Annotated in this window: 30 protein-coding genes and 1 pseudogene; 15 read left to right on the top strand and 16 right to left on the bottom strand. The window is 69.3% G+C overall.

What is annotated here, in order from left to right:
* Positions 1–216: 216 nt before the first annotated feature.
* Complete coding sequence (locus VGR06_RS38480) at positions 217–645, bottom strand: endonuclease domain-containing protein (RefSeq protein WP_327564160.1); 429 nt, start codon at positions 643–645, stop codon at positions 217–219.
* A gap of 62 nt (positions 646–707) precedes the next feature.
* Complete coding sequence (locus VGR06_RS38475) at positions 708–866, bottom strand: hypothetical protein (RefSeq protein ID WP_327564159.1); 159 nt, start codon at positions 864–866, stop codon at positions 708–710.
* A 66-nt stretch (positions 867–932) separates the two neighbouring features.
* On the opposite strand from VGR06_RS38475, the gene VGR06_RS38470 reads away from it, so the two are divergent.
* From VGR06_RS38470 to VGR06_RS38455, 4 genes are all read left to right on the top strand, one after another.
* The gene (locus tag VGR06_RS38470) at positions 933–1,220 is read left to right on the top strand and encodes a hypothetical protein (protein WP_327564158.1); all 288 of its coding nucleotides are present in this window, start codon (positions 933–935) and stop codon (positions 1,218–1,220) included.
* A 91-nt stretch (positions 1,221–1,311) separates the two neighbouring features.
* The gene (locus tag VGR06_RS38465) at positions 1,312–1,698 is read left to right on the top strand and encodes a hypothetical protein (protein ID WP_327564157.1); all 387 of its coding nucleotides are present in this window, start codon (positions 1,312–1,314) and stop codon (positions 1,696–1,698) included.
* A gap of 41 nt (positions 1,699–1,739) precedes the next feature.
* Positions 1,740–2,024, top strand: coding sequence for a hypothetical protein (locus tag VGR06_RS38460; protein ID WP_327564156.1), 285 nt, complete (start codon positions 1,740–1,742; stop codon positions 2,022–2,024).
* A complete protein-coding gene (locus VGR06_RS38455) occupies positions 2,021–2,410 on the top strand; it encodes a hypothetical protein (RefSeq protein WP_327564155.1) in 390 nt (129 codons plus the stop codon). Before VGR06_RS38460 ends, VGR06_RS38455 begins: the two co-directional genes overlap by 4 nt.
* 98 nt (positions 2,411–2,508) lie before the next feature.
* Here VGR06_RS38455 and VGR06_RS44195 read toward each other — a convergent pair.
* A pseudogene (locus VGR06_RS44195) lies at positions 2,509–2,901 on the bottom strand (endonuclease domain-containing protein); the annotation flags it as partial.
* Positions 2,901–3,266, bottom strand: coding sequence for a hypothetical protein (locus tag VGR06_RS38450; RefSeq protein WP_327564154.1), 366 nt, complete (start codon positions 3,264–3,266; stop codon positions 2,901–2,903). The gene VGR06_RS38450 and the pseudogene VGR06_RS44195, both read right to left, overlap by 1 nt.
* Positions 3,267–3,446: 180 nt before the next feature.
* Here VGR06_RS38450 and VGR06_RS38445 point away from each other — a divergent pair, with 180 nt between their 5' ends.
* The 6 genes from VGR06_RS38445 to VGR06_RS38420 all read left to right on the top strand — a co-directional run bounded on the left by VGR06_RS38445 (position 3,447) and on the right by VGR06_RS38420 (position 12,249).
* Entirely contained in the window at positions 3,447–4,844 is a 1,398-nt protein-coding gene (locus VGR06_RS38445) for a carbohydrate-binding protein (RefSeq protein WP_327564153.1), read from the top strand.
* Positions 4,845–4,973: 129 nt separating this feature from the next.
* Positions 4,974–7,160 carry a discoidin domain-containing protein gene (locus tag VGR06_RS38440; RefSeq protein WP_327564152.1) on the top strand — a complete coding sequence of 729 codons (2,187 nt, stop codon included), beginning with the start codon at positions 4,974–4,976 and terminating at the stop codon, positions 7,158–7,160.
* Between the two features lie 12 nt (positions 7,161–7,172).
* Positions 7,173–9,059 (top strand): glycosyl hydrolase family 28 protein, encoded by a 1,887-nt coding sequence (locus VGR06_RS38435; RefSeq protein WP_327564151.1) that lies wholly within the window; start codon positions 7,173–7,175, stop codon positions 9,057–9,059.
* Positions 9,060–9,132: 73 nt separating this feature from the next.
* Positions 9,133–9,915, top strand: coding sequence for a Tat pathway signal sequence domain protein (locus VGR06_RS38430; RefSeq protein WP_327564150.1), 783 nt, complete (start codon positions 9,133–9,135; stop codon positions 9,913–9,915).
* An 11-nt stretch (positions 9,916–9,926) separates the two neighbouring features.
* The gene (locus VGR06_RS38425) at positions 9,927–11,591 is read left to right on the top strand and encodes an NPCBM/NEW2 domain-containing protein (protein ID WP_327564149.1); all 1,665 of its coding nucleotides are present in this window, start codon (positions 9,927–9,929) and stop codon (positions 11,589–11,591) included.
* A 136-nt stretch (positions 11,592–11,727) separates the two neighbouring features.
* Complete coding sequence (locus VGR06_RS38420; RefSeq protein ID WP_327564148.1) at positions 11,728–12,249, top strand: hypothetical protein; 522 nt, start codon at positions 11,728–11,730, stop codon at positions 12,247–12,249.
* A gap of 108 nt (positions 12,250–12,357) precedes the next feature.
* Here the strand turns inward: VGR06_RS38420 and VGR06_RS38415 are convergent, their stop codons facing one another.
* A complete protein-coding gene (locus VGR06_RS38415) occupies positions 12,358–12,756 on the bottom strand; it encodes a nuclear transport factor 2 family protein (RefSeq protein ID WP_327564147.1) in 399 nt (132 codons plus the stop codon).
* A complete protein-coding gene (locus VGR06_RS38410; RefSeq protein WP_327564146.1) occupies positions 12,753–13,553 on the bottom strand; it encodes an SDR family NAD(P)-dependent oxidoreductase in 801 nt (266 codons plus the stop codon). Before VGR06_RS38410 ends, VGR06_RS38415 begins: the two co-directional genes overlap by 4 nt.
* Positions 13,554–13,637: 84 nt before the next feature.
* Between VGR06_RS38410 and VGR06_RS38405 the strand changes: the two genes are divergently transcribed.
* Positions 13,638–14,063, top strand: coding sequence for a MarR family winged helix-turn-helix transcriptional regulator (locus tag VGR06_RS38405; protein WP_327564145.1), 426 nt, complete (start codon positions 13,638–13,640; stop codon positions 14,061–14,063).
* Between the two features lie 77 nt (positions 14,064–14,140).
* Here the strand turns inward: VGR06_RS38405 and VGR06_RS38400 are convergent, their stop codons facing one another.
* Positions 14,141–14,443, bottom strand: a complete 303-nt coding sequence (locus tag VGR06_RS38400) for a hypothetical protein (protein WP_327564144.1) — start codon at positions 14,441–14,443, stop codon at positions 14,141–14,143.
* On the opposite strand from VGR06_RS38400, the gene VGR06_RS38395 reads away from it, so the two are divergent.
* Positions 14,433–14,771 carry a hypothetical protein gene (locus tag VGR06_RS38395; RefSeq protein WP_327564143.1) on the top strand — a complete coding sequence of 113 codons (339 nt, stop codon included), beginning with the start codon at positions 14,433–14,435 and terminating at the stop codon, positions 14,769–14,771. The two genes, VGR06_RS38400 and VGR06_RS38395, sit on opposite strands and share 11 nt — an antisense overlap.
* A gap of 7 nt (positions 14,772–14,778) precedes the next feature.
* Here VGR06_RS38395 and VGR06_RS38390 read toward each other — a convergent pair whose 3' ends face one another.
* Together VGR06_RS38390 and VGR06_RS38385 are read right to left on the bottom strand one after the other, a co-directional pair.
* Complete coding sequence (locus tag VGR06_RS38390) at positions 14,779–16,158, bottom strand: alkaline phosphatase PhoX (protein WP_327564142.1); 1,380 nt, start codon at positions 16,156–16,158, stop codon at positions 14,779–14,781.
* A gap of 74 nt (positions 16,159–16,232) precedes the next feature.
* Complete coding sequence (locus VGR06_RS38385; RefSeq protein WP_327564141.1) at positions 16,233–16,940, bottom strand: cupin domain-containing protein; 708 nt, start codon at positions 16,938–16,940, stop codon at positions 16,233–16,235.
* 101 nt (positions 16,941–17,041) lie between these two features.
* Between VGR06_RS38385 and VGR06_RS38380 the strand changes: the two genes are divergently transcribed.
* On the top strand, positions 17,042–18,061 hold the full coding sequence (locus VGR06_RS38380) for a LacI family DNA-binding transcriptional regulator (protein WP_327564140.1): 1,020 nt from the start codon (positions 17,042–17,044) through the stop codon (positions 18,059–18,061).
* A gap of 2 nt (positions 18,062–18,063) precedes the next feature.
* Here the strand turns inward: VGR06_RS38380 and VGR06_RS38375 are convergent, their stop codons facing one another.
* Positions 18,064–18,669, bottom strand: coding sequence for a response regulator transcription factor (locus tag VGR06_RS38375; RefSeq protein WP_327564139.1), 606 nt, complete (start codon positions 18,667–18,669; stop codon positions 18,064–18,066).
* A gap of 118 nt (positions 18,670–18,787) precedes the next feature.
* Between VGR06_RS38375 and VGR06_RS38370 the strand changes: the two genes are divergently transcribed.
* Positions 18,788–19,609 (top strand): metallophosphoesterase, encoded by an 822-nt coding sequence (locus VGR06_RS38370; protein WP_327564138.1) that lies wholly within the window; start codon positions 18,788–18,790, stop codon positions 19,607–19,609.
* A 9-nt stretch (positions 19,610–19,618) separates the two neighbouring features.
* Here VGR06_RS38370 and VGR06_RS38365 read toward each other — a convergent pair whose 3' ends face one another.
* From VGR06_RS38365 to VGR06_RS38340, 6 genes are all read right to left on the bottom strand, one after another.
* Positions 19,619–20,080, bottom strand: coding sequence for a type II toxin-antitoxin system Rv0910 family toxin (locus VGR06_RS38365; RefSeq protein WP_327564137.1), 462 nt, complete (start codon positions 20,078–20,080; stop codon positions 19,619–19,621).
* Between the two features lie 3 nt (positions 20,081–20,083).
* Complete coding sequence (locus tag VGR06_RS38360) at positions 20,084–20,473, bottom strand: hypothetical protein (protein WP_327564136.1); 390 nt, start codon at positions 20,471–20,473, stop codon at positions 20,084–20,086.
* Positions 20,466–20,828: a hypothetical protein gene (locus VGR06_RS38355; RefSeq protein WP_327564135.1), complete on the bottom strand. Its 363-nt coding sequence runs from the start codon at positions 20,826–20,828 to the stop codon at positions 20,466–20,468. The genes VGR06_RS38360 and VGR06_RS38355 overlap by 8 nt, the downstream gene beginning before the upstream one ends.
* Positions 20,829–20,919: 91 nt before the next feature.
* Positions 20,920–21,360 (bottom strand): RpiB/LacA/LacB family sugar-phosphate isomerase, encoded by a 441-nt coding sequence (locus VGR06_RS38350; protein WP_327564134.1) that lies wholly within the window; start codon positions 21,358–21,360, stop codon positions 20,920–20,922.
* A 16-nt stretch (positions 21,361–21,376) separates the two neighbouring features.
* Positions 21,377–21,787, bottom strand: coding sequence for a type II toxin-antitoxin system VapC family toxin (locus VGR06_RS38345; RefSeq protein WP_327564133.1), 411 nt, complete (start codon positions 21,785–21,787; stop codon positions 21,377–21,379).
* Entirely contained in the window at positions 21,784–22,116 is a 333-nt protein-coding gene (locus tag VGR06_RS38340) for a type II toxin-antitoxin system Phd/YefM family antitoxin (protein WP_327564132.1), read from the bottom strand. The genes VGR06_RS38345 and VGR06_RS38340 overlap by 4 nt, the downstream gene beginning before the upstream one ends.
* A gap of 231 nt (positions 22,117–22,347) precedes the next feature.
* On the opposite strand from VGR06_RS38340, the gene VGR06_RS38335 reads away from it, so the two are divergent.
* Entirely contained in the window at positions 22,348–23,622 is a 1,275-nt protein-coding gene (locus VGR06_RS38335; RefSeq protein WP_327564131.1) for an MFS transporter, read from the top strand.
* Positions 23,623–24,007 lie beyond the last annotated feature (385 nt).

Below are 24,007 nucleotides of genomic sequence, written 5' to 3'. Positions count from 1 at the left end.
CATTACCGCGAAACACGTGATCGCCGGATTATGACGCGACCTTTCGATTACCTGTTACCACTCCACGACCACCCGGCCGATTCCCTTTACGGCAAACGGATTCCCGTGCGTCGCTATCCGGTCAGCCGGCGCCGAACCCCCGGGGGTATAAGGTCTCCCAACCGCCACGACCATGATCGACGATTCGGGCTCGTTACCCGCGCCTGGCGCGGGTGATCAGCCCCGATTGGCGATCATGCACGCCGGCCCGGATCTCGGCGACGACGTCGCCTGGCCGCTCGTCAGGTCGTGCCAGGTGAAACGCAGGATCGTCCACCCGACCAGGACCAGCGCGTTCTGGCGCTGACGATCCCGCCGGAACGCCTCCGCGTCGTGGTGCCACGCCCAGCCGTCCACCTGTTGCTCGGGGAAGGCGAAGTCAAGCTCGTATCCGTCGAGCGGATAGTGCATTCGCCACCCGGTGAGCCCAGCATCGCGCAGTAGCACGATCATCTTGCGCTCGGCATCGGACGCGGCGCGATCAAGCAACCGCGACCCGCCTTCCCCGAGCGCGACAGCCGCCTCCAACACGGTCAGCGGGACGTCGCTGACCGCCCGACCCCGTGCCACGACCAGATCGGCGGAGGGCAGGTCACGGCGACGCACCCGTACCCACGAGATCGCCTCAGCCCGCTGGTCCGGGTGCGGTGACCTCGACGAGGGCTGGTTCACCAGGCCACAGCCCGTGCCACCACGCCGCCGTGGACGACTCGCCACTGCCGATGGGCGAGCAGCCGGTCCACCTGGTCCTCGGACATGCCACCAGCGCGAGCCTGCGCCCTGCCGATCACTCCAGCCTGGCGGCGCACCACTTCCTTGACGAACACCCGGGGAGTCTGACTCGGGGCACCGACACTGATCCCGTGGCGAGGTGGACCGTGTAGCGTCGGCGCGTGGCCACGAAGGTGATCGAGGTCGATGAGCGGACACACGCGTTGCTGGTCGCGCTGGCGGCTCGGCGTGGGGTGAGTGTTGATCAGTGCGTTGCGCAGTTGGTGGGGGCGCGGCCGGGGCGGAGTGCGGCGGAGCGGGAAGCGGTGGGGCGGCGGACCGAGGAGTACCTGCGGGAGCAGTTCGGGGTCGTGATCACGGCGGAGGAGCGGGCAGCGTTCCGGGTGCGGCACGACGAGCTGATCGCCGAGGTCGACGCCCGGTATGCCAGGCACCGAGCTACCGCGTGAGCGAGCTTGCGAGCGAACCATTAAGCACTGCCCCGTCACCGAGCTTGCGAGGTGACCGGGGTTGCCAACACCGAGCTTGCGAGGTGTTGGCGTGACGGATAGCGCGAGGGGTTATGTGTTGGACACCTCCGCGCTGGCCGCACTGGCCACCAGTCATGAGATGTCCTTGCTGGTCAGCAATGCTCCGTATCTGGACTGGCGGTTGTTCGCGCCGGTCACGTGCCTGGAGGCGGCGGACCGGATCCGGCCGGGGATCGCTCGGCACATCGGGCGGATTCCGAGTGTGGAGACGGTCGACCTCACCTATGCGGCGGTGGTGGACCTGCGGCGGCGCAGCCCGGACGTCGCGCTGGACGTGGCGCACGTGATCAGTTTGGCGCAGCCGACCGAGGAGTGGCCGAACGGGTTGATCGTCACCACGGTGCTGCCGGATCTGTACGAGGGGCAGCGGTTGCGGATCTACCCGGTCGGCGACTGATCCACCGGGCGAGCGGTTTACCGATGGTGTACCGTCTCCGTGTGGGCACGAAGATGATCAAAGTCGACGAGCAGACGCACGCTCGGCTGGCCCAGCTCGCGGCCGAGAACGGCACCACGATCGGCGGTTATGTCGCCAGGCTGGTCGGCGCCCAGCGCACCCGCGCCGAATGGGCGGCCGTCGCCAAGCAGACCGAGGACGCCCTGCGGGAGCAGTTCGGATTCGTGGCCACACCGGAGGAGCGGGCGCAGGCCGAGGCCTGGCTCACCCGCCAACCCGAGCGGCGCGCCCGGCAGAACCCGCGGGCCCGGCGAGGCAGCGCGTGACCACGTCGCACCCCGGCGGCCTGCTCCTGGACACCACCGCCCTGGCGGCGCTCGCCTCGAGCCGGAGCATGTCCGCGATCATCGCCTCGGCCCCGAACCTCGAGGCCAAGCTCTACGCGCCGGTCACCTGCCTCGACGCGGCCGACCGGATCTGCCCCGGCATCGCCAAGCAGGTCGCCCAGCTGCCCGCCATCGAACCGCTCGACCTGACCTACGCCGACCTGCTCCACCTGCGCCAGTACACGCCGCAGGCCGCCCTCGACGTCGCCCATGTGATCGCGCTCGCCCGGCCGACCCCGATCACCCCCGGCGGGCTCGCGGTGGCAACCGTCATGCCCGAGCTGTACGCCGGTTTCGACATTCTCATCAACCCGATCGGCGAGTGAAGGACAGGGCGGGGTTGATCGTCATTTCGGGCTCGTAAGCCGCGCGTGGCGCGGCTAACGAGCCCCAATTGGCGATCATCCAATCCCGCTCGGATCACGGCGATGACTTCGCCGGCCCGCTGGGTCAGGTCATGCCAGGTGAAGCGCAAGATCGTCCATCCGGCGAGAACCAGTGCGTTCTGACGCTGACGGTCCCGCCGGAACCTCTCCACATCGCGGTGCCAGGCCCAGCCGTCGACCTCGACCGCCAACCGGTGCTCCGGAAAGGCAAAATCAAGCTCGTAGCCGTTGACAACGTGGTGGGTTCGCCACCCGGTGAGCCCGGCGTTGCGGAGCAACACGATCGCCTTGCGCTCGGCATCCGACGCGGCACGATTCAACGCGGCCGCAAGCAGCCAAGAGGCAGCCGTCGAGCCGCGCCGACCCAGGTTCCGGCAATGCGCCTGTTGCAGTGCACCGAACCGCACCCGTCGCTGCAGGGCACGGTCCATCAGGCGCGATCCACTCCCCCCAGCGCCACGGCCGCCTCCAGCACAGTCAGTGGAACATCGGTCAGCGCCAGACCCCGCATCGCGACCCGATCGACCGCAGGCAGATCGCGGCGGCGAACCCGCACTCCTCGGCCTCGTCGCATCCCGCTCGTCCTCGGGACGGTGATCTCCACCAGCGCCGCCGCCCGAATACGCGCCTCGGCTCCAAAGTCTCGATCGCGAACCAGAAACACTCCGCGATGGACAAGACGCCAGTGCCGGTCAGCAATCCGCCGGTCAACCTGATCGTCTGACATTCCACCGGTACGCGCCTGCGCCCTGCTGATCACACCGGCCTGGCGGCGCACAACCTCCTCGACAAACATGAGGCCAGTCTTCCGACGCGGACCGACACTTCCAGCTTGCTACGTGGTCGGCGACGGACGTTACCGCTCACCGGAACATGAACGCACCAACCCCTTGACAGCACTATCGGCCGATGGTCAGCTTCGGTTAGGAAGGCTGCCTAACAATCACCCTGCATCCAGCCCCCGCGAGGTATAGACATGTCCGGACCGCGCCGCGCGCTGCTCACCCTCCCCCTCGTCCTCGCCACCGGCGTCCTGGGCTTCCCGGGACACGCCGCGGCGGCCACCGACTACCAGGCGGAGAGCGCCACGATCTCCCAGGGTGTGGTGGAGTCCAACCACACCGGCTTCACCGGCACCGGGTTCGTCAACTACGACAACGTGTCCGGCAGCTTCGTCGAGTGGACCGTCAACGCGGCCAACGCCGGCAGCACCACGCTGAGCTTCCGGTTCGCCAACGGGACGACCACCAACCGCCCGATGGACATCACCGTCAACGGCGGGCTCACCGGCAACGACGTGTCCTTCGCCGGCACCGGCAACTGGGACACCTGGGCGACCGCCACGATCACGGTCAACCTCGACGCCGGCAGCAACACCGTGCGGGCCACCGCGGTGACCGCGAACGGCGGGCCGAACGTGGACCGGCTCACCGTCGGCGACGCCGCTCCCCCGCCGCCCGCGGGCATGGCCGCCGCGCCGTACGAGTACTTCGGCTGGGGCAGCCCGCAGCGGCCCACCGACGTCATGACCGCCACCGGGCTGAAATGGTTCACGCTGGCGTTCATGCTCTCCGACGGCGGCTGCAACCCGGCCTGGGACGGGTCCCGTACGCTGACCGGCGGCGTGGACCAGACCAATATCAACGCCATCCGCAACGCCGGCGGTGACGTGATCGTCTCCTTCGGCGGCTGGAGCGGCGACAAGCTGGGCGAGAAGTGCTCCAGCGCGTCGGCGCTGGCGGGCGCGTACCAGAAGGTGATCAACGCCTACCGGCTCAAGGCGATCGACATCGACATCGAGAACACCGAGTTCGGCAGCGGCACCGTGCGCCAGCGCGTGGTGGACGCCTTGAAGATCGTCAAGGCGAACAACCCCGGCCTGGTCACGATGATCACCTTCGGCACCACGCCGACCGGCCCGGACTCCACCGGTCAGGACCTGATCCGCAAGGGCGCCGCGGCGGGCCTGGCCAACGACGTCTGGGTGGTCATGCCGTTCGACTTCGGCGGGCACAGCGGATCCATGGGCCAGGCCTCGGTGAATGCGCTGGAGGGCCTGAAGAACGCGGTCAAGCCGGCCTACGGGTACAGCGACGACGACGCCTACCGGCACATCGGGGTCTCCTCGATGAACGGCAGGACCGACGAGGCCGACGAAACCGTCACCACGACCGACTTCCAGACCATCCTGTCCTACGCCCGGCAGCACCACCTGGCCCGGTTCGCGTTCTGGTCGATCAACCGGGACCGGCAGTGCGGCTCCGGCGGCGACCCCGACGCGTGCAGCGGCATCTCCCAGTCGGCATACGCCTTCACCCGGATCGTCGTGCAGTACAGCCAGGACCTCGCAAGCCCGGTCCCGGCACTGCCCTGACTTCCGTTTCGATGAGCGGGAAAGATCCCATGAATATAGGACTAGACCTTTCGTAGTAGCAGCAACGCCGCGTAAGGTACGAGCGTCACACCGTGATAGATCCGATCTCTGTCCTCGAGGAGGAGGATCATGAGACGCAGCCTCCGTACCCGGATCCGGGTGGCCCTCACCGCGGTTCTCATCGTCGCCGGCTCGCTCACCGTGCTCAGTCCCCCGGGAGCGCAGGCGGACCTGCAGAACCCCCGCCAGGACTTCCTGCGGAGCTCGGTCGGCGGGCTGTTCATCCACTGGGGCGAGCGCACCTCGCCGCAGCACACCAGTTGCAGCGCCTGGGAGAACGACGTCCGCAGCGGCGGGTGGACCGCGAACTACTGGGTCACCGAAGCCAGAAAGCTGCACGTGCAGTACGTCGTGCTCGCGACGTTCCACAGTAGACTCGGCTACGCCCGGCCGTGGCCGTCGGCGATTCCGGGCAGCTGCAAGACGAACCATGACTTCGTGCGCGACCTGATCGACGCCACCAACGCCGCCGGCATGAAGACCATCCTCTACATGACCGACGATCCACAGTGGCACAACGAGGGGCTCTCCTCCGGCGACTGGCTCAACTCCTCGGCGTACTCCAGCTTCAAGGGCCACTCGGTCGATCTGACCACACGGGACGGTTTCGGCGAGTTCAGCTACGACAACTTCTTCGAGGTGATGAACCGCTATCCGGACCTCGGCGGGTTCTGGATCGACAACGACAACGCCTACTGGGAGTCGCACGACCTCTACGCGCAGATCTACCAGCGCCGGCCGAACTACACGATCAGCAACAACAACGAAGACACCGCGATCATGGACATGATCAGCAACGAGCAGAAGACCGGCATGTCGCCGTCCTACGACTACCCGCAGGCCACCTTCACCGCCGGGCCGCGGCTGATCGAGGCCGACTACAAGCTGCCGAGCACCGGAGCCTGGTGGTTCGACGGCTCCAACCCGAGCGTGGACCAGCGCCTCACCCTCGGCCGGTACATCACCAACGCCGGCTCCTCGATCAAGTCGCTGATGGCCGAGACCGCGCAGGTGAACGGCCGGTTCCCGAGCAACCAGGAGTCCTTCAACAACTTCGCCGACACCTACCTCAACCAGATCTTCGGCTCGATCAGCGGAACCGAGGGCGGCGGGTACCTGTTCGGCGGCCTCAAGCCCGGCTTCTGGAACGACGGCGCGCACGGCGTGACCACGATCTCCAAGACCAACCCGGACCTGCACTTCATCCACGTGGTCACCCGGCCGTCCACGACCACGCTTCGGTTGCGGGACAACGGGTACCGGGTGACCGGGGTGACCAACTTCCGCACCGGCGCGCCGGTCACCTTCAGCCAGGGCGGCGGAAACCTGACTCTGACCGGGATCTCCGGCTGGGACCAGTTCGACACGGTGTTCCGGGTGACCACGAACGGCCGCGCCGGCATCATCCCACCGTCCACCTACACGATGAGCGCGAGCGCCTCGGCCGGCGGGCACGGTGCCTCGGCCGTGGCCGACGGCAACTACCTCACCTACTGGGACAGCAACAAGACCACGCCGGTGTCGCTGCGCTTCGACCTCGGCTCCACCAAACGCGTGCAGTACATCGGGATCAACCAGCGCGAGGACTCGGTGGCCTACGCCCGGTCGGACACCGAACAGTCCGCCCGGATCCGGGACTACCGCGTGCTCGTCAGCAGCGACGGCACCAACTGGGGCAACCCGGTCGCCACCGGCACCCTGCCCAGCCGGCGCGGCGTAGCGATGATCGACATCCCGGTGCAGAACACCCGGCACGTCCGGCTCGAGGTGGTGAACACGCACGCGACGTCCTCCGACACGACCCGGTTCAAGCGGCTGCGGGTGGACGAGGCGTGGATCGGCTCGGACTACGCCACCGGCGGACCGCCACCACCACCCGGCAGCACGTTCGAGGCCGAGGACGCGGTCTGCCAGGGCACCATCGACGCCAACCACGCCGGCTTCACCGGCTCCGGGTTCTGCAACACGGACAACGCGGTGGGCGCGGCCGTGGAGTGGACCGTGCCGGCCGACACCGCCGGGGACGTTCCGGCCACCTTCCGGTTCGCCAACGGCACCACCGCGAACCGGCCCATGGACATCACGGTCAACGGCGTCCTGGTGTCCGGCGGGCTCAACTTCGGCTCCACAGTGGACTGGACGAGCTGGACCACCACCACGATCACGGTGCCGCTCAAGGCGGGCAGCAACACCGTTCGCGCCACGGCGACCACCGCGAACGGCGGCCCCAACCTCGACAACCTCACCATCGGCTAGGGAGATCAGGCAATGCGCGGTAAACGATGGATCAATGCTGCCTCGATACTGGGCATGGTGGCCGGGGTTTTCGTCGTCGCGCCCGGCACGGCCGGCGCCGCCACGTTCAACGTGCGGGACTTCGGCGCCGTGGGCAACGGATCGACCAACGACACGCCGGCCATCCAGCGGGCGATCGACGCGGCGACCGCGGCCTCGGGCGGCGGGATCGTGGTGTTCCCGTCCGGGACCTACCAGTCCCGCAACACCATCCACATGAAGAGCCACGTGACCCTGCAGCTCAACTCCGGCGCGACCGTCCGCGGCGCGAGCAACGACGACTACGACGCCGCCGAGGACAACCCGAACGACGACTTCCAGGACTTCGGGCACAGCCACTTCCACGACGCGATGATCTTCGGTGACCGGCTCACCGACATCGGCTTCACCGGCCCGGGCGTGATCGACGGCGGCGGCAACCTGATCACCGGCAACCCCGGCGACGGCGAGGCGGACAAGATCATCTCGTTGACCCGGTGCACCAACCTGCGGGTGGGCGACGGGCTGACCCTGCGCCGCGGCGGGCACTTCGCCATGCTCATCAACGGCTGCGACAACGTGGTGTCCGACCGGCTGACCATCGACACGGCCAGCGACCGGGACGGCTGGAACATCATCAGCACCACCAACGTGACCGTCACCAACGCCACCATCGCGGCCAACGACGACGCGCTGGCCTTCAAGAGCGACTACGCGCTCGGCGCGAAGCTGCCCAACGGCCCGGCGACCGTCACCGACAGCCGGCTGTCCGCCCGGTGCTGCAACGCGCTCATGTTCGGCTCGGAGACCTGCGGCGACTTCACCGGCTACAACTTCCAGCGGATCACCATCACGGGCGCCGACAAGTCCGGCCTCGGCCTGGTGTCGATGGACGGCGCCGTGATCTCCGACGTGCACTACCGGGACATCACGATGTCCAACGTCCGCTCGGCGATCATGCAGAAGATCGGCACCCGGCGGCGTTGCGGCAACAGTCCCGGAGTCGGCCGGATCACCAACATCACCTACGACGACATCACCTCGACCGGGCAGAGCAGCGACAACTTCACCGCCACGCTCTGGGGCGAGTCCGGCACCAACAACAAGATCACCAACGTGACGTTCACCAACGTCGACATCTCCGTGCCCGGCGGCTTCACGTCCACGTCGACCTCGGTGCCGAGCAACGACCCCAACAACTACAACCCGAACAGCATCGGCACCCGCCCGGCCTATGGCTGGTACCTCCACAACGCCAACGGGATCCGGTTCGTGGACAGCTCCGTGGAGTTCGTCTCCGGCGACACCCGCGCGGCGGTCACGGCAAACGCGGACTCGTCGGTGGTCTTCGACCGGTTCCGGGCCGAGCGCAGCGCCGGTTCGCAGGACTTCCGGTTCCAGACCGTCTCCGGGTACTGCGTGCAGAACAGCACCAACACCGCGGGCGGAGCGCTGCGGGTCACCGCGTCCGACTCGACGCAGAACTGCCCGCCGCCGACGCCGTCGAACCGCGTCGAAGCCGAGGACGGCAGCTGCCAGGGCACGATCGACTCGAACCACGCCGGGTTCTCCGGCACCGGGTTCTGCAACCTCACCAACGCGGTGGGCAGCGCCCAGGAGTGGACGGTGAACCGCGACGCCGCAGGAAACGCGACGCTGCGGTTCGGCTTCGCCAACGGCACCACGGCGAACCGGCCGATGGACATCTTCGTCAATGGCACGCTGGTGGCCGACGACCTGGCGTTCAACCCGACCGGCGCATGGACGACCTGGCAGACCCAGTCGATCACGGCCGCGCTGAGCGCGGGCGCCAACACGATCCGGGCGGCCTCCACAGTGGACACCGGCGGCCCGAACCTGGACTACGTGGAAGTGCGATGAATGCCTCATTCACTGCGATGAGCGCACTGAATGAGGCATTCATCGCAGTTCCCGACCCCGAGGAGGAGATCCCATGGCTCACCCGATCAACCGTCGTCACGCCGTCGCCCTGGGCGGAGCGCTGGCCCTGGGCGGGTTGGCCGTCCCCACCCCGGCGTCCGCGGCGACCTGGCAGCTGAAGTGGTCGCCGGAGGCGAGCCGGGACGGGCTCGGCGCGTTCGAGGGCGTCGAGGACGACCGGGCCGACTCGCACCCCGCCGGGCAGCCGCACATCTTCGTGCAGGACAACAACTTCCGGTGGAACATGCACATGGTGGACCGGGACACCTCGACCGACCGGCAGCGCCAGGAGGCCAAGGGCATGCGCTCGGGCGGCAGCCAGCTCAACCTGCTCAGCGGCCAGGCCTGGCGGCTCACCCACCAGCTGTTCATTCCGCCTGCGCTCAAGGCGACCACCACGTTCACGCACATCATGCAGCTCAAGATGCCCGGCGACGGCAGCAGCCCGATCGTGGTGATGTCGCTGCGGCGCAACGGGAGCACGCCGACCATCGAGGTGAAGGTGTTCGAGTCCAACACCCTGGTCGGCCGGGTGAACCTCGCGCCGCTGCAGAACAAGTGGATCGACACGCTGCTCGAGTTCACGATCGCCGACGGCACCGGCGGGTACGTGCGCTGGGCCGTGCACGACGGCGCCACCACGGTGATCGACACCAGGAAGTCCGGAGTGGACACGTTCCTCGGTGACCGGGTGCGACCCAAGTGGGGCATCTACCGCTCGCTCGGCGACAGCTCGGGATCACTGCAGGACTGCTTCATGCTGACCCGCGCCATGCGCGCCTACCAGCTGGTGTAAGGGAGAACCCCATGCGCAGAACGCTTTCCGCCGTGCTGACCGCCGCGGCCACCGTCGCGGCGGGCGGCATCGTCGCGCTCACCGTCCCCGCGGCGAACCCGCAACCCGCGTGGGCGTGGGAGAACGGCCTGGCCCGCACCCCGCCGATGGGCTTCAACAACTGGAACTTCACGCACTGCGACGCGATCTTCAACGAGACCACGATCAAACGTGTGGCCGACGCGTTCGTCTCGCTGGGCCTGCGCGACGTCGGCTACCAGTACCTCAACATCGACGACTGCTGGGCCGAGACTGCCCGGGACGCCAGCGGCAACCTGGTGCCCAACCGCACCCGCTTCCCCAGCGGCATCAAGTCCCTCGCCGACTACGTCCATGCCCGTGGCCTCAAGTTCGGCATCTACACCAGCGCGGGCACGAAGACGTGCAACTCCCTGGGTTTCCCCGGCGGCCTCGGCCACGAGCAGCAGGACGCCAACCTGTTCGCCTCCTGGGGCGTGGACTATCTCAAGTACGACAACTGCAACAACCAGGGCGTGGACGCCCAGCAGCGGTACGGCGCCATGCACGACGCGCTCGCCGCCACCGGCCGGCCGGTCGTGTACTCGATCACCGAGTGGGGCAGCACCACGCCGAAGGTCTGGACCTGGGGCGCGCCGGTCGGAAACCTGTGGCGCACCACGGGTGACATCTCCGACAACTGGTCCAGCATGATCGGCAAACTGCACACCAACGACGATCTCGCGAAGTACGCCGGCCCCGGCCACTGGAACGACCCGGACATGCTCGAGGTCGGCAACGGCGGCATGACCGCCACCGAGTACCGCACCCACTTCAGCCTGTGGGCCATGATGTCCGCGCCCCTGCTGATGGGCAGCAACGTCCCCACCCTCTCGCAGGCGAACCTCGACATCCTGAAGAACACCGACGTCATCGCGCTCGACCAGGACCCGCTCGGCCAGCAGGCGGTCATCGTGTCGTCCAGCAACGGCCTTGTGGTCTACCGCAAGCCACTGTCCAATGGAGACATGGCGGTCGCCCTGCTCAACGAAACCGCCGCCACCACCACGGTCTCCACCACGGCCTCCGCCATCGGCATGCCCGGCGGCTCCTCGTACACGCTGAAGGACCTGTGGAGCAAGGCATCCCGCACCACCTCCGGTGCTATCAGCGCCTCGGTCCCGTCCCACGGCACCGTCGTCTACCGCGTCACCCGCACCGGCGCCACGGCCCCGGCCGCCGGCACCCGCCAACTCTCCGACCTCACCTGGACGTCCGTCACGAACGGCTGGGGCCCGGTGGAGAAGGACCGCAGCGTCAACACCCAGACCGCCGGCGACGGCCGCACCCTCACCGTCGGCGGCACCACGTTCAGCAAGGGCCTCGGCGCGCACGCGCAGAGCAGCATCACGTACTTCCTCGGCGGACGTTGCTCGAGCGTCGCCGCGGACGTGGGCGTGGACGACGAAACCGGAACCAACGGCCGCGTGGTATTCCAGATCTGGCGCGACGGAACGAAAGTTGCCGACAGTGGCATCGTCACCGGTAGCCAGGGCGCAAAACATCTGACCGCCGACGTCAGCGGAGGCACCACGTTACTGCTCGCAGCCATCGACGGCGGCGATGGGATCAACTCGGATCACGCGGATTGGTCAAACGCCCAAGTGACCTGCACGTAACGTGATTTCCCTCGCGCGCCGGCAATGACGTTCCGTACGAATCACGACCGCACGCGGACTCGGATGGCGGATTCCATCCGAGTCCGCTCCGACACAGACTGGGCCGGTCATTCGCCCGCTCCTCTTGGAGGAAGTCGTGATTCGCTTATCCCGGATGCTCATCGCCGTGGCGACCGCGGCCGTGAGCATCTCCTTCGGTCCCGGCAACGCCCAGGCCGACCCTGGAGACCTGACGTGCCTCGGCACCGTCACGGCCAACTACTCCCCCGGCCTGACACTGACATCGAGCCCACAAACCGTGACCACCAACGAGATCGACACGCCGTGCACCTCGGCCAGCAATCCGGACGTCACCTCCGGGCATTCCGCCGTCACGATCGAAACGGAGGCCGGCTGCCTCGAGATCCTTCAGCCTGGCAGCGCAACCAAGACCTTCACCTGGAACACCGGTGAGACCAGCGTGTTCAGCTTCAACCGCTCGATCTCCCGGCCCGGCGGCAACTCCGTGGTCACGCTGGCCGGAGCCATCACCCAAGGCCTGTTCGCCGGGCGTACCGCCCTCGAGGTCATCACGTTTCCGAATCCCAACCTGCTCGGATGCCTCACACCACCCGGCGTCACCAGCCTGTTCGGTGTCGCCACACTGACCATCGGCTAGCAACCCGCGAGTCCCCGGTTCAGGCACCCGAGTTCCCAGTTCAGAACCGAGGACTCGCGTGCTCGAAACGGGGACTCGCGTGCTGGAACCGGGGACTCGCCGGATCCCCTACTGGCGGGGCGCGAAGGGGGGCGGACCGCCGATGGGGCTCAGGTGCATGCCGGCCAGCAGCCACTCGTCGCCGCGGCGCACCGCGATATGCGTGGCGCGGAACTTGCCGTCGACCCTGTTGCCCTGGAACTCGCCGCGCTGGCTGTGCACGCCGACGGCGACCGCGGTGCTCCCGTAGTCGCGCACCTCGACCTCGTCCCAGTCCAGCGACTCCAGCCTCAGGTCCCGGCTGGTCCGGTACCGGTCCAGCCACTGCTGCCGGTTCAGCACGAACCCGACCGGGCCGACCAGCGTGAAGTCCTCGGCGGCCAGCGCGTCGAGCGTGTCCGCGTCGCCGCGCTGCTCCGCCTCGGCCCAGCGCCGGCCCAGCTCACGAATCTGCTCGATGGTGCTCATGACTCCTCCATTCCCTTGCCCGGGTTGTAGGTCCGGGGCGGCTTGAGCCCGGCGGCCTGCCCGCCGTCGATGGGCAGCGTCACGCCGGTGATGAACGACGACTGCTCGGAGCACAGCCACAGGACCGCGTCCGCAACCTCGTGGGCCTGCCCGATCCGGCGCATCGGCGTGGAGAGCCCCGCCTGCCGGACCGCCTCCGCTCCCGCCGCGTCGATGTGATGGGTCTGGATCGGGCCCGGCGCCACCACGTTGACCCGGATCCCCTGGTCCGCGTAGTCCAGCGCGGCGACCTTGGTCAGCCCGATGATCCCGGCCTTCCCGGCCACATAGGCGCCGAGCCCGGGAAAGCCCTGGATGCCGGCGAACGACGCCATGTTCACGATCGACCCGCCGCCGGTCCGGAGCATGGCCGCGACCTGGTATTTCATCCCCAGGAACGTGCCGCGGACGTTGACCTGGATGCCCCGGTCGAACTCCGCCGGGTCGATCTCGTGCAGTGGCGCCGGCCGCGGCCCGTCGGTGGCATTGTTGAACGCGAAGTCCAACCGCCCGAACTCCTCGACGGCCGCGCCGACGAACCGCTCCATCGACGCCGCGTCGCTGACGTCGGTGCGCACGGCCAGCGCGCGCCCGCCGCGGCCGTTGATCCCCTCGGCGACCAGGCCGAGCGCCTGCTCGTCCCGCGCGCCCAGCACCACCGCGGCCCCGGCGCGAGCGAACGCCTCGGCGGTGACCGCCCCGATTCCCTTGCTGGCCCCGGCGATCAGGGCCACCTTCCCGGCAAACGGCTGTGTCATCTCGATCCCTCCTTCGCTGTACCTCAAACGATAGGCATCGAACGTTTAGATGTCAAATGCTTAGACGTCTGCTATTCTCGAATCATGTCTCGACCAGCAGTGATGCCGATCGGCCTCGATCTCGCCCGCACCGCCAAGACCTGCGGCCGGGCGTTCGACGACGCGCTGGCCGCAGCCGGCGGCTCGGCGCCGGTGTGGCAGATCCTGATCTCGATCAAGACCCGGGAGCTGGGCACCCAGCGCGCGCTCGCCGCGGCGGTCGGCATCCAGGGCGCAACGCTGACCCACCACCTCAACGCCATGGAGTCCGGCGGCCTGGTGACCCGCCGCCGCGACCCGGCCAACCGGCGCGTCCACCTGGTCGAGCTGACCGAGGCCGGCGAGGAGCTCTTCCACAAGCTGCGCGGCGCTGCCGTCGCGTTCGACCAACGCCTGCGCGCCGGCCTCTCGGACGGCGAAACCGCCGAGCTCGCCCGGCTGCTCGGCAAACTCCGGGACAACGTCGGTTGAACCCCCGCCCGCTCGTTTCCGTGTCTGTGGCACGGGAGTCGAGGAGGGGCAATGCAAAGGAACCCGGTTCACTGGCGCTACGCCATCGAGCCAAGAAAGATGACATTGTGCGCGTTCGTCGCGCTGGGCATCGGTGTGCTCACCGCCTGCGGGGACGGTGAAGCCGTGTCGGCGGCCAGAGTCAAGGTCGGCGCCAGCCCGACCACGACCACGACCGCACCGGAAACCACCACGGCGCCACCCATCGGCGCCGCCGCACCGAAGCCGGCGGCCGCGCAACCGGCCAACCCGGCCACGCCGTCCAGGTCCACCACTCCCCCACCATCAACGAAAACCACCGCACCCACCCCGGCGTCCACAGTGGAACCGGTGAAGCTCACCGTTGCCACCAACCCGAAGCTCGGCCGGATCCTGGTCGACGGCAAGGGAAGGACGCTCTACCGGCTCGACGCCGACAACGTGAAGCCGGTCCGGTCGACGTGCGTCGACGACTGCGCCAAGCGCTTCCCGCCGCTGCTCGTGCCGGCCAGCGGCACCGTCACCGCCGAGGGCGTCGACGCGAAGCTGATCGGCCGGATCACCCGGCCGGACAACACCGTCCAGGTGACCTTCGGCGGCCGCCCGGTGTACCACTTCGCCGGAGACGTCGCCGCCGGCGACACCCTCGGTCAGGGCATCGCCGGCGGCAAGATCGTCACCGTTTCTTGAGCCTGAGTCAGCAGTGCCGGAACGGGCCCCGGATCGCGAACACGTGGCCCGGGGTCTGGATGCAGGCGAACATGATCTTCTTGTCGTGCGAGAAGTTGGGCCCGGTGAACTCCGATTCGTTCATGTCGTTGCGAGCGAAGAAGAACGTCTCACCGCGGTCGTTGGAGCCGACCAGGTGGTTCACCCCGTCGCCGTCCTCGGCCAGGATCACGCCGCCGAACGGGGACACGGTGATGTTGTCCGGGCCGTCGGCGTCGGTGTTCTGGTCGGCCGGCGTGTAGGCGAACCGCAGCTTCAACTCGATGGTCGAACGGTGCGGGTCGAGGAACCAGACTTGACCGTCGTGCTGCACCGCGCTGCCGTCCGTGGTGCGGGCGAAGGACGCGACGAAGTACGCGCCGTTGTCGGCCCACCACATGCCCTCGAGCTTGCGGCTGCGGGTGATCGTGCCGTCGGCGAACTGCTTGCGCACCGGTGTGGTGGCGGCGTCCCGGTCGGGCACCGCGACCCAGTTCGCCCGGTACCGGGTACCCGGTTCGACGGCCACCGACAGGTCGGGCACGATCGCGCCGCCGCTCGTGGCGACCAGCGCCTCGAGCGTGCCGGCGTCGTCGGCCAGCTTCCTCAGCGACCCCTTGCGCAGCGGCAGCGCCGAGTGCGGCGGGGTGAAGCGGTAGAGCAAACCGTTGGGGCCGCTGGCATCCTCGGTCAGGTAGATCTGCCCGCGGTGCGGGTCGACGGCGACCGCCTCGTGCGCGTACCGGCCGAGTGCCTTGATGGGCTTCGGGTTCAGGTTGGCGTCCTGGTCGAACGGGTCCACTTCGAACACGTACCCGTGCCGCTTGGCCAGGATCGCCTCGGTCTCCTCGCAGGTGAGCCAGGTGCCCCACGGGGTGCGCCCGCCCGCGCAGTTGTTGTGCGTGCCGGCCAGGCTCACGTACTCGCGGAGCCGGTTGCCGTGCTTGTCGACCTCGATGTTGGTGGTGCCGCCGCCGGCCGTCTCGTCGTAGACCAGCCCGGGCCGCAGGGGGACCCGGAACGGCTCGCTGCCGCCGATCTCGTGGTTGTTCACCAGCACCGAACCGCCGTGCCGGGCGGCGAAGGACGCGGTGCCGTCCGGGTCGGACGGGGTGGGCTCGCCGCTCTCCAGGGTGGTGACGCCCTCCTGGGCGATCAGCGTGTAGCTGAAACCGGCGGGCAGGGCCAGCAGGCCGGCCGGGTCCGGCACCAGCGGGCCGTAGCCGGCCGGGCGCGACCGGCCGTCCGGTTCCGCGGCTGCGTCGGTGGCGCCGAAGATGGTGTCGACGCTGCCGACGAGCGCGATGCCCAGGCCGGTCGCGGCGGACGTGCGGATAAACGATCTACGCGAAACGTTCTCGGTGCTCAAGGAGCGCTCCTCTGGCTGAACCGGATGTTTGCGCGCCTACCGTTCTCCTCCGACACTGCGATCGGGTGAACAGCTCAGGTCTGGTAGGTGTCCAGGAAACCGCACATGCCGAGCCGGCCGGTCTCGGTCGGTTGCTCGAGGTGACGGACGGCCGCGGCGGCGAGGTGCGTGGCATCGCCCTGTCGAAGCGCTTCGAGGTGCGCGCCGGTTTCCTCGGCGGCCCGCAGCGCGCCGTCCCGCCACCGGCTCCGCCAGGCGTCCAGTTGCGGCTGCTTGAGCTTGACCGCGGCGGCGTGGAACTCGGCCAGGGCCGCGGCACCGCCCTGTCGAAGCGCTTCAAAACCTCGCAGGGCCAGGTCGCGCCGGCGGTAGGCGGCGACGGGATCGGTGCCGGGCGCGCCACCTTCGGGCAGGACGGCCGCGGCGGCGTAGGCCTCCGGGTCGTTGAGCACCTCCGGCGGGAACGTGAACACCGCGTCGCCGGCCTCGGGTAGGCCGCTGTTGGCCATGACCACGACGATCTCCAGGCCGCCGCGGTTGATCAGGCGGTGCACGGTGCCCGGGGTGAACCACAGCACCGTTCCGGCGGTGAGCTGGTGCTCGGCGAAACCCTTCGACGACAGCGTCTGCACGGCCCCGCGGCCGGCGACGACCACGTAGGCCTCGGCGCAGGCCAGGTGCACGTGCGGCGAGCCACCCGGCGAGCCGTCCAGGCCGAGCGTGTCGTAGACGCACAACCGGGAGATCCCGACTCCGCCCGGTAGGATCGCGGGTTCGGTCATATCCACCACCCGGCGGTTCGAACGTCAGGAAAGGGCTTTCTTCGACTACCCTGACGCTAACCGTGACCACCTGGCGTGGTCAACCACATGGGAGGAAGGCCATGGCGACGCTGGCCGACGTGGCCAAGCGGGCCGGCGTGTCCGCGGCGACCGCGTCCAGGGTGATCAACGGCAGCGCCAAGCCGGTCACCGACGAGCTGCGCGACCGCGTGCTGCGGGCCGTCGACGAGCTGCACTACGTGCCGAACGCGCACGCCCAGGGGCTGGCCCGGGCGGACCGGATCGCCGTCGGCGTGATCGTGCACGACGTGTCCGACCCGTACTTCGCCGAGATCACCCGCGGGCTGCAGCGCGTGGCCACCGAGCACGGCCGGCTGTGCATCATCTGCAACAGCTACCGCGACCCGGACCGCGAGCTGGCCTATGTGGACCTGCTGCGGGCCCAGCAGGTGGCCGCCATCGTCCTCACCGGCTCCGGCTACCACGACCTCCGGTTCACCCGGCTGCTCAACGCGAAGCTCAAGGCCTACGAGCGCAGCGGCGGCCGGGTCGCGGTGATCGGCCGGCACAAGCACGCCGGCGACGCGGTCATGCCGGACAACGAGCAGGGCGGCTACCTCGCCGCCGCCGAGTTGTACCGCCTCGGCCACCAGCGCGTCGGCGTCATTGCCGGCCCCCGGATCCTCACCACGACCACCGACCGCCTGACCGGAATCCGCCGCGCCGCCAAGGAGTTCGGCGGGAGCGTGCCGCCGCGCCGGGTGGTCTACGCCGACTTCGACCGGGACAGCGCCGCCGTCGCCACCGCCGAGCTCCTCGACGCCAACCCCGGCCTCACTGCCATCGCCGCGCTCAACGACGCCATGGCCATCGGCGCCCTCGCCACCCTCCGCGAGCGCTCCCTCACCGTCCCCGGCGACGTCTCGGTGATCGGCTTCGACGACATGCCCATCGCCCGCGACGTCCTCCCGCCGCTCACCACGATCCGCCTCGGCATGCCGGAAATGGGCATGCGCGCGATGACCCTCGCGCTCACCCCGCCGGCGTCCGAGCCCCGCATCGAGCATCTCCCGGCCGAGCTCATCCGGCGGGCCAGCACCGCCGCGCCGCCGGCCAGCTGACGTCAGTCAAGGCCGATCCCCGCCTCGCGGGCCCGCACGATGGCGGCCGACCGGCCGGCGACGCCGAGCTTGCTGAAGATCAGGGAGATGTTGTTGCGGACCGTCTTGGGCGCCAGGAACAGCTGGCGGGCAATGGTTCCGTTGTCCTTGCCCTGCGCGATGAGGTCGAGGATCTCGCGTTCGCGGGTGGTGAGGTCGGGGAACGGGTGCCGGTCCGGTTGGGACTGGCGGATCATCAGCTCGGTCAGCCGGGCGGCGATGGCCGGGCCGAGGATCATCTCGCCGGCGGCGACCCCGCGGATGGCGCGGAGCAGGTCGTCGCGGGAGGCGTCCTCGAGCAGGTAGCCGCGGGCGCCGGCACGCATCGCGCCGAACACCGAGTCGCCGTCGTCCGACGCGGCGATCACGAGCGCCGCGGCGTCGGGTGCGGACCGGCGCGCCCGGTGCAGGGCGGCGACGCTGCCGACGATCAGCACGTCGGCCGCCTCGGGTGTGGGGACGAGCGTGATGCCGTCCACCAGGGACAGCAGGGCGGACACCGGATGGTCATCGACCACCGCGACGGTCAGCTCGGACTGCCGCGGGCGGACCAGAAGTGCTGCGGTCATGCCCACCTTCCTCTCGTCCAGTACAGGGTGGCGACGGTCCGGGCAGATACACATCCGTGGAGGTACGCAGATTTCCCACGGAATTACGTACGGAGAGGTCACCGGTAGGGTCGGCCGGGTGACCCACCTGCTGGCGACCAGCGACCTGCACGTCGGCTACCCGGAAAACCGCGAGATCGTAGCGGGCCTGCGGCCGGTGTCGGCGGACGACTGGCTGATCGTGGCCGGCGACGTGGCCGAGCGCACCGTCGAGATCGAGTGGACGCTGTCCACGCTGCGCGAACGGTTCGGCACGGTGATCTGGGCGCCGGGCAACCACGAGCTGTGGACCACCAAGGACGACCCGGTCCAGGCCCGCGGCGAGGTGCGCTACACCCACCTGGTCGAGCTCTGCCGCCGCCTCGGTGTGCTCACCCCCGAGGATCCGTACCCGGTGTGGGAGGGACCCGCCGGCCCGGTCACCGTCGCGCCGCTGTTCCTGCTCTACGACTACACCTTCCGGGTCGACGGCGTGCACACCAAGGAGGCGGCGCTGGCCAAGGCGGTCCGGGCCGGCGTGGTGTGCACCGACGAGTACTACCTGCACCCCGACCCGTACCCCACCCGGGACGACTGGTGCGCCGCGCGGGTGGCGGCCACCGAGCGCCGCCTCACCGAGCACGACCCGGACATCCCGCTCGTGCTGATCAACCACTGGCCACTGGTGCGCGAGCCGACCCGCATCCTCCGCTACCCCGACTTCGCGCTCTGGTGCGGAACCGAGCTGACCGCCGACTGGCACACCAAGTTCAACACGGCCGCCGCGGTCTACGGCCACCTGCACATCCCGCGCACCACCGAGTACGACGGAGTGCGATTCGAGGAGGTCTCCCTCGGCTACCCCCGCGAATGGCAGGCCCGCGCCAAACCACCCCGGATCCCGCGGGTGATCTTGCCCTGAAGGCGTCCTTCAGGGCGTTGAACGTCCTGAAGGTGGCCTTCGCTCCACCAGGTCGGAGAGCGCGGCCACGGATTTGCGCATGTCACCGCGCAGTGCCCGGCCGATGATCATCCCTACCGGACCGGTCGTCGGCTTCCCGGTGATCTCCGCGTCGACCCGCACCGTGGTGTGGTCGCCGTCCGGAACCACCGACAGCACAAGGGAAACCCGCACCCCGCCGACACCGTCGCCGGAGATGGCCAGCGAGCGCGGCGGGTCGTAGGCGTCGACGTGCCAGTCGATCCGGTTGCGCAGGCCCTTGACGTTGACCACCGAGGTCAGCCTCGTCCCCTCGGCGATCTCCGCGGGGAGCTCGCCGCGCCACCCCTCGTGCAGGGTCAGCCACTCCCCGAACCGCGCCAGATCCGCCGCCGTCGCCCAGGTCCGCTCCGCCGAGGCCGGCACGTCCGCCGACACGCTCACCGTCGCCACCGCTCAACCCCCGTGCCGGGCCACGCGGCGAACCCACAGCAGGCCCAGCACCGGCAGCACCAGCGGCACGAAGCCGTAGCCCTGGCCGTACACCGACCACACCGTGGCGTCCGGGAACGCGCCCCGGTCCAGCACGCTCAACGTGCCGACGGCCAGCACCCCGGCCAACTCGACCGTGCAGGACACCGCCGCCACCCGGATCGACATCCGGCCACCGCGCGCGAAGGCCACGGTCGCCACGATGTACACCACCGCGGCCAGCGCCGACAGCAGGTAGGCCACCGGCGCCTGCGAGAACTTCGTCGCGATCTGCACCCCCGACCGCGCCGTGGCGGCCAGCGCGAAGATCGCGTACACCGCGACCAGCACGCGCCCCGGCCCGGTGCTAGCCACCGTGCCCCCAGATCTGGTTCATCCGCACGATCATCACCGGCACCACCAGGCACCCGACCACCAACGCCGCTGTGCCCCAACGACTCCGCTCGCCCAACGCCCAGTACACGGCACCCGGCAGGACGATCAGCGAAGCGATCAGGTACCCCACGAACGTGCCCCCGGCGACCTGCCGGTCCGTGACCGCGAGGTTCACGATCCCGATCACCGCCTGGACCACGAGGGCGACCTCGAGCAACGCCAGCAGTCCCAACGTGACCGGGTTGATGTGCCGGTTCAGCACCACCATCCCCAGCGCCCACGCCGCGCACCCCAGCGCCGCGATGATCAGCGCGGTGGCCAACCCGCCGATCACGCCATCCACCTCGCAAGCTCGGTGATGGCTGCTCTGTCGCCTCGCACGCTCGGCGACAGAGCAGTGTTCAATGGTTCGCTCGCAAGCTCGCTCACGCTTGGATCTCGTCGACGTGCCGAGTGTTGGCGACGTCGACATCCTCGGCGCTGGGCTCGCCGGCGAACCACGCGTCCAGGATCTCGGTCAGCACGGCCTGGCTGGTGGTACGCAACGACAACGCCAGCACGTTGGCGTCGTTCCACCGCCGCGCACCCCGGGCGGTCTCCGCGTCACCACACAGCGCCGCCCGGATCCCACCCACCTTGTTCGCCGCGATCGACGCCCCCGTCCCGGTCCAGCACGCCACCACGCCCTGCTCCGCCCGCCCCGCCGCGACATCCCGCGCGGCCGCCTCACTCGCCCACGCCCAGTCGTCCCGCTCGTCCTCGCTCAACGCCCCATGCACCACCGGCTCATGCCCCCGCCGCCGCAACTCGTCCACAATCGCCTCAGCCACCCCGGTCCGCTCATCCGCGGCCACAGAGATCCTCATGTCAGGAGGCTAAACCTCACGCCGTGAACGGGTTGAGACAGGCCACTCCGGTAGGTTCGAAGTCCCTGACATTGCGGGTGATCACGGTCCAGCCGTGCACCTTGGCGGTCGCCGCGATCAGCGCGTCCGGAACGGAAACCGTGCGACCGGTCAGCGCTCCCCACTCCGTGGCGACATCGACCGTGACCGGGACGATGCGCCCGCCAAACGCGTCAATGACGTCACTGAGCCAGGTCTCGAACAACTCGACCTGGCGGTGGTCCCGCCGATCACGCAACTTGCTGATACCGCGGACGATCTCGCCGACCGTGATGGCCGACAGGTGCACTCGCTCCGGCGGCGTACTGGCTATCCATCTCGTGACGCCTGCGTCGCGACGGGATTTCCTGGTCTCAGAAAGCACATTTGTATCGAGCAGGAAGGTCAACGGAGTCCGTCCTCGCCATCGTCGTCGGTCAGCCCCAGTTCGATCTCGAAGTCTCGCAAGGGAGCGAAGCTCGCCTTGCGCTCAGCCTCGACCTCCTCCATGACTTCGATCACTGTGTCGTCGAAGTAGGGCGGGCCAAGGAGCACATCCGCCAAGGTCTTCTTCGGCTGGGTCAGCCTGCGGTACTCCTCGATGGGGACGATGACCGCGATCACCTCGCCGTGTCGGGTGATGAACTGGGGGCCCTCCCGCTCGACGGCGCGGAGGAGCTCGCTGAAGCGTTGCTTGGCTTCTTGTACCTGCCAATGCGCGTTCTGAATCACCAGCACCTCCGCAAGGTATCGTATCTAGACAGTATAGACTGATCTTCCGATCAGGGGTCACACGGGCAGGTGATAGGGGTTCACCGGGTCCCCTCGCCGGACGTTGCGGGCCGGGTGTAAGCTTGAAGGCGGTTCCGTGCTCCCGGTGACCCCCAGGCCGGTTGAGCACGGAACCCCTTTTGTGCCGGTGGTCACGACTCGTGGGACCGGCGGGCCCGGCGCTGACATGCTGCGGGGATGACCGCGACGACGCTGCCGCCATCGGGGCTGCGTCGGGTGCTGGTCGTCCTGTGCGTCACCGAGATCACCAGCTGGGGCGTGCTGTTCTACGCCTTCCCGGTGCTCGCGCCCGGCATCTCGGCGGCCACCGGGTGGTCGCCGAGCACGATCACCGCGGCGTTCTCGCTCGGTCTGATCGTCAGCGCGCTGGCCGGGATCGGGGTGGGGCGACTGCTGGACCGGATCGGGCCGCGGCCGGTGATGACGGTGGGCGCGGTGCTGGCCGCGCCGGCGGTGGTCCTGATCGCGACCGCGCGTTCGCTGCCCTGGTTCTTCGTGGCCTGGTTCGTGGCGGGGCTGGCCATGTCGGGGGTGCTGTACGCACCTGCGTTCGCGGCGCTGACCCGCTGGTGGGGGCCGCGCCGGGTGACCGCCCTGACCGCGGTGACCCTGGTCGCGGGGCTGGCCAGCACGGTGTTCGCACCCCTGACCGCCGCTCTGTCGAACCGCTTCGACTGGCGCGGGACGTACCTGGTGCTGGCCGCCGTGCTGGCGGTGATCACGATCCCGCTGCACGCGATCGGGCTGCGCGGGCCGTGGCCGCGGCCGGAGGCGCAGCAGGCGGAGCATTCACCGGGGCGGGTGGCGCGCAGCCGGCCGTTCGTGATGCTGGCCGCGGCGCTGTCGCTGGCCGCGTTCGCGGTCTACGGCGTGGTGATCATCCAGGTGCCGCTGCTGCTCGAGCGCGGCCTGCCCACCGGCACCGCGGCGCTGGCGCTCGGGCTCGGCGGGGTCGGGCAGCTGTGCGGCCGGATCGGCTACGGGCGGCTGTCCGCGGCGACCAGCGTGCGCGGCCGGACCGCGATCGTGCTCGGCGCCGGCGCGGTCACCATCGCCGTGCTGGGCGTGCTGCCCGGGCCGGCCGCGCTGCTGATCGCCGCCGCGATCCTGGTCGGCGCGGCCCGCGGGGTGTTCACCCTGCTGCAGGCCACCGCGGTGACCGACCGCTGGGGCCCGGCGCACTACGGCCGGCTGATGGGCCTGCTGTCCGCGCCGATGCTGGTGGTCAACGCCCTCGCGCCGTGGGCGTGCACGGCGCTGGCCGGGCTCACCGGCGGCTACCCGGCCGTGTTCTGGATCCTCGCCGGCGTGACCGCGCTGTCCGCGGTCCTGGCCACGGCGAGCACGAGGGAAAGCCAGATGACCGCGACCGACCCGAGCACGAACCCGCCGGACACCACCGCCGCCGGCAGCACCGGACGCAGCGCCGTGAGCACGAAGCCGACCACGTAGAGCGCCACCGCCGGCCTCGGGAACAGCGCGGCGCGCCAGGTCGCGAGTCCGAACAGGACGACGCCGGCCAGGTACACCACTGAGATGATCAGGAACCCCATGCCGGTCCGGCCATCCACCAACCGGTTCACGGTTTCCTTGTCCAGCAACGGAAACACGTAGTGCAGGGTGTACTCGATGGCGAGCGCCCCAGCCAGGCCGGCGAAGTTGAGGCCGTAACCCCACAGCCCGAGCCGGCCGCTGCACTCGCGCTGGAACAGGTAGATCCCGGTGATCACGAACAGCGCCAGGAATGCCGCGACCGGCGCGATCTGGTGGGTGAACGCGTTCTCCGGCACCAGGTTCACCCGGCGCGCGGTGTTGAACAGCAGCAGCAACCCGGTGA

This window comes from Actinophytocola sp. (genome assembly GCF_036002505.1).
In the GTDB taxonomy this organism is placed as follows: domain Bacteria; phylum Actinomycetota; class Actinomycetes; order Mycobacteriales; family Pseudonocardiaceae; genus DASYTH01.
This window is presented reverse-complemented; position numbering and strand designations above follow the sequence as displayed.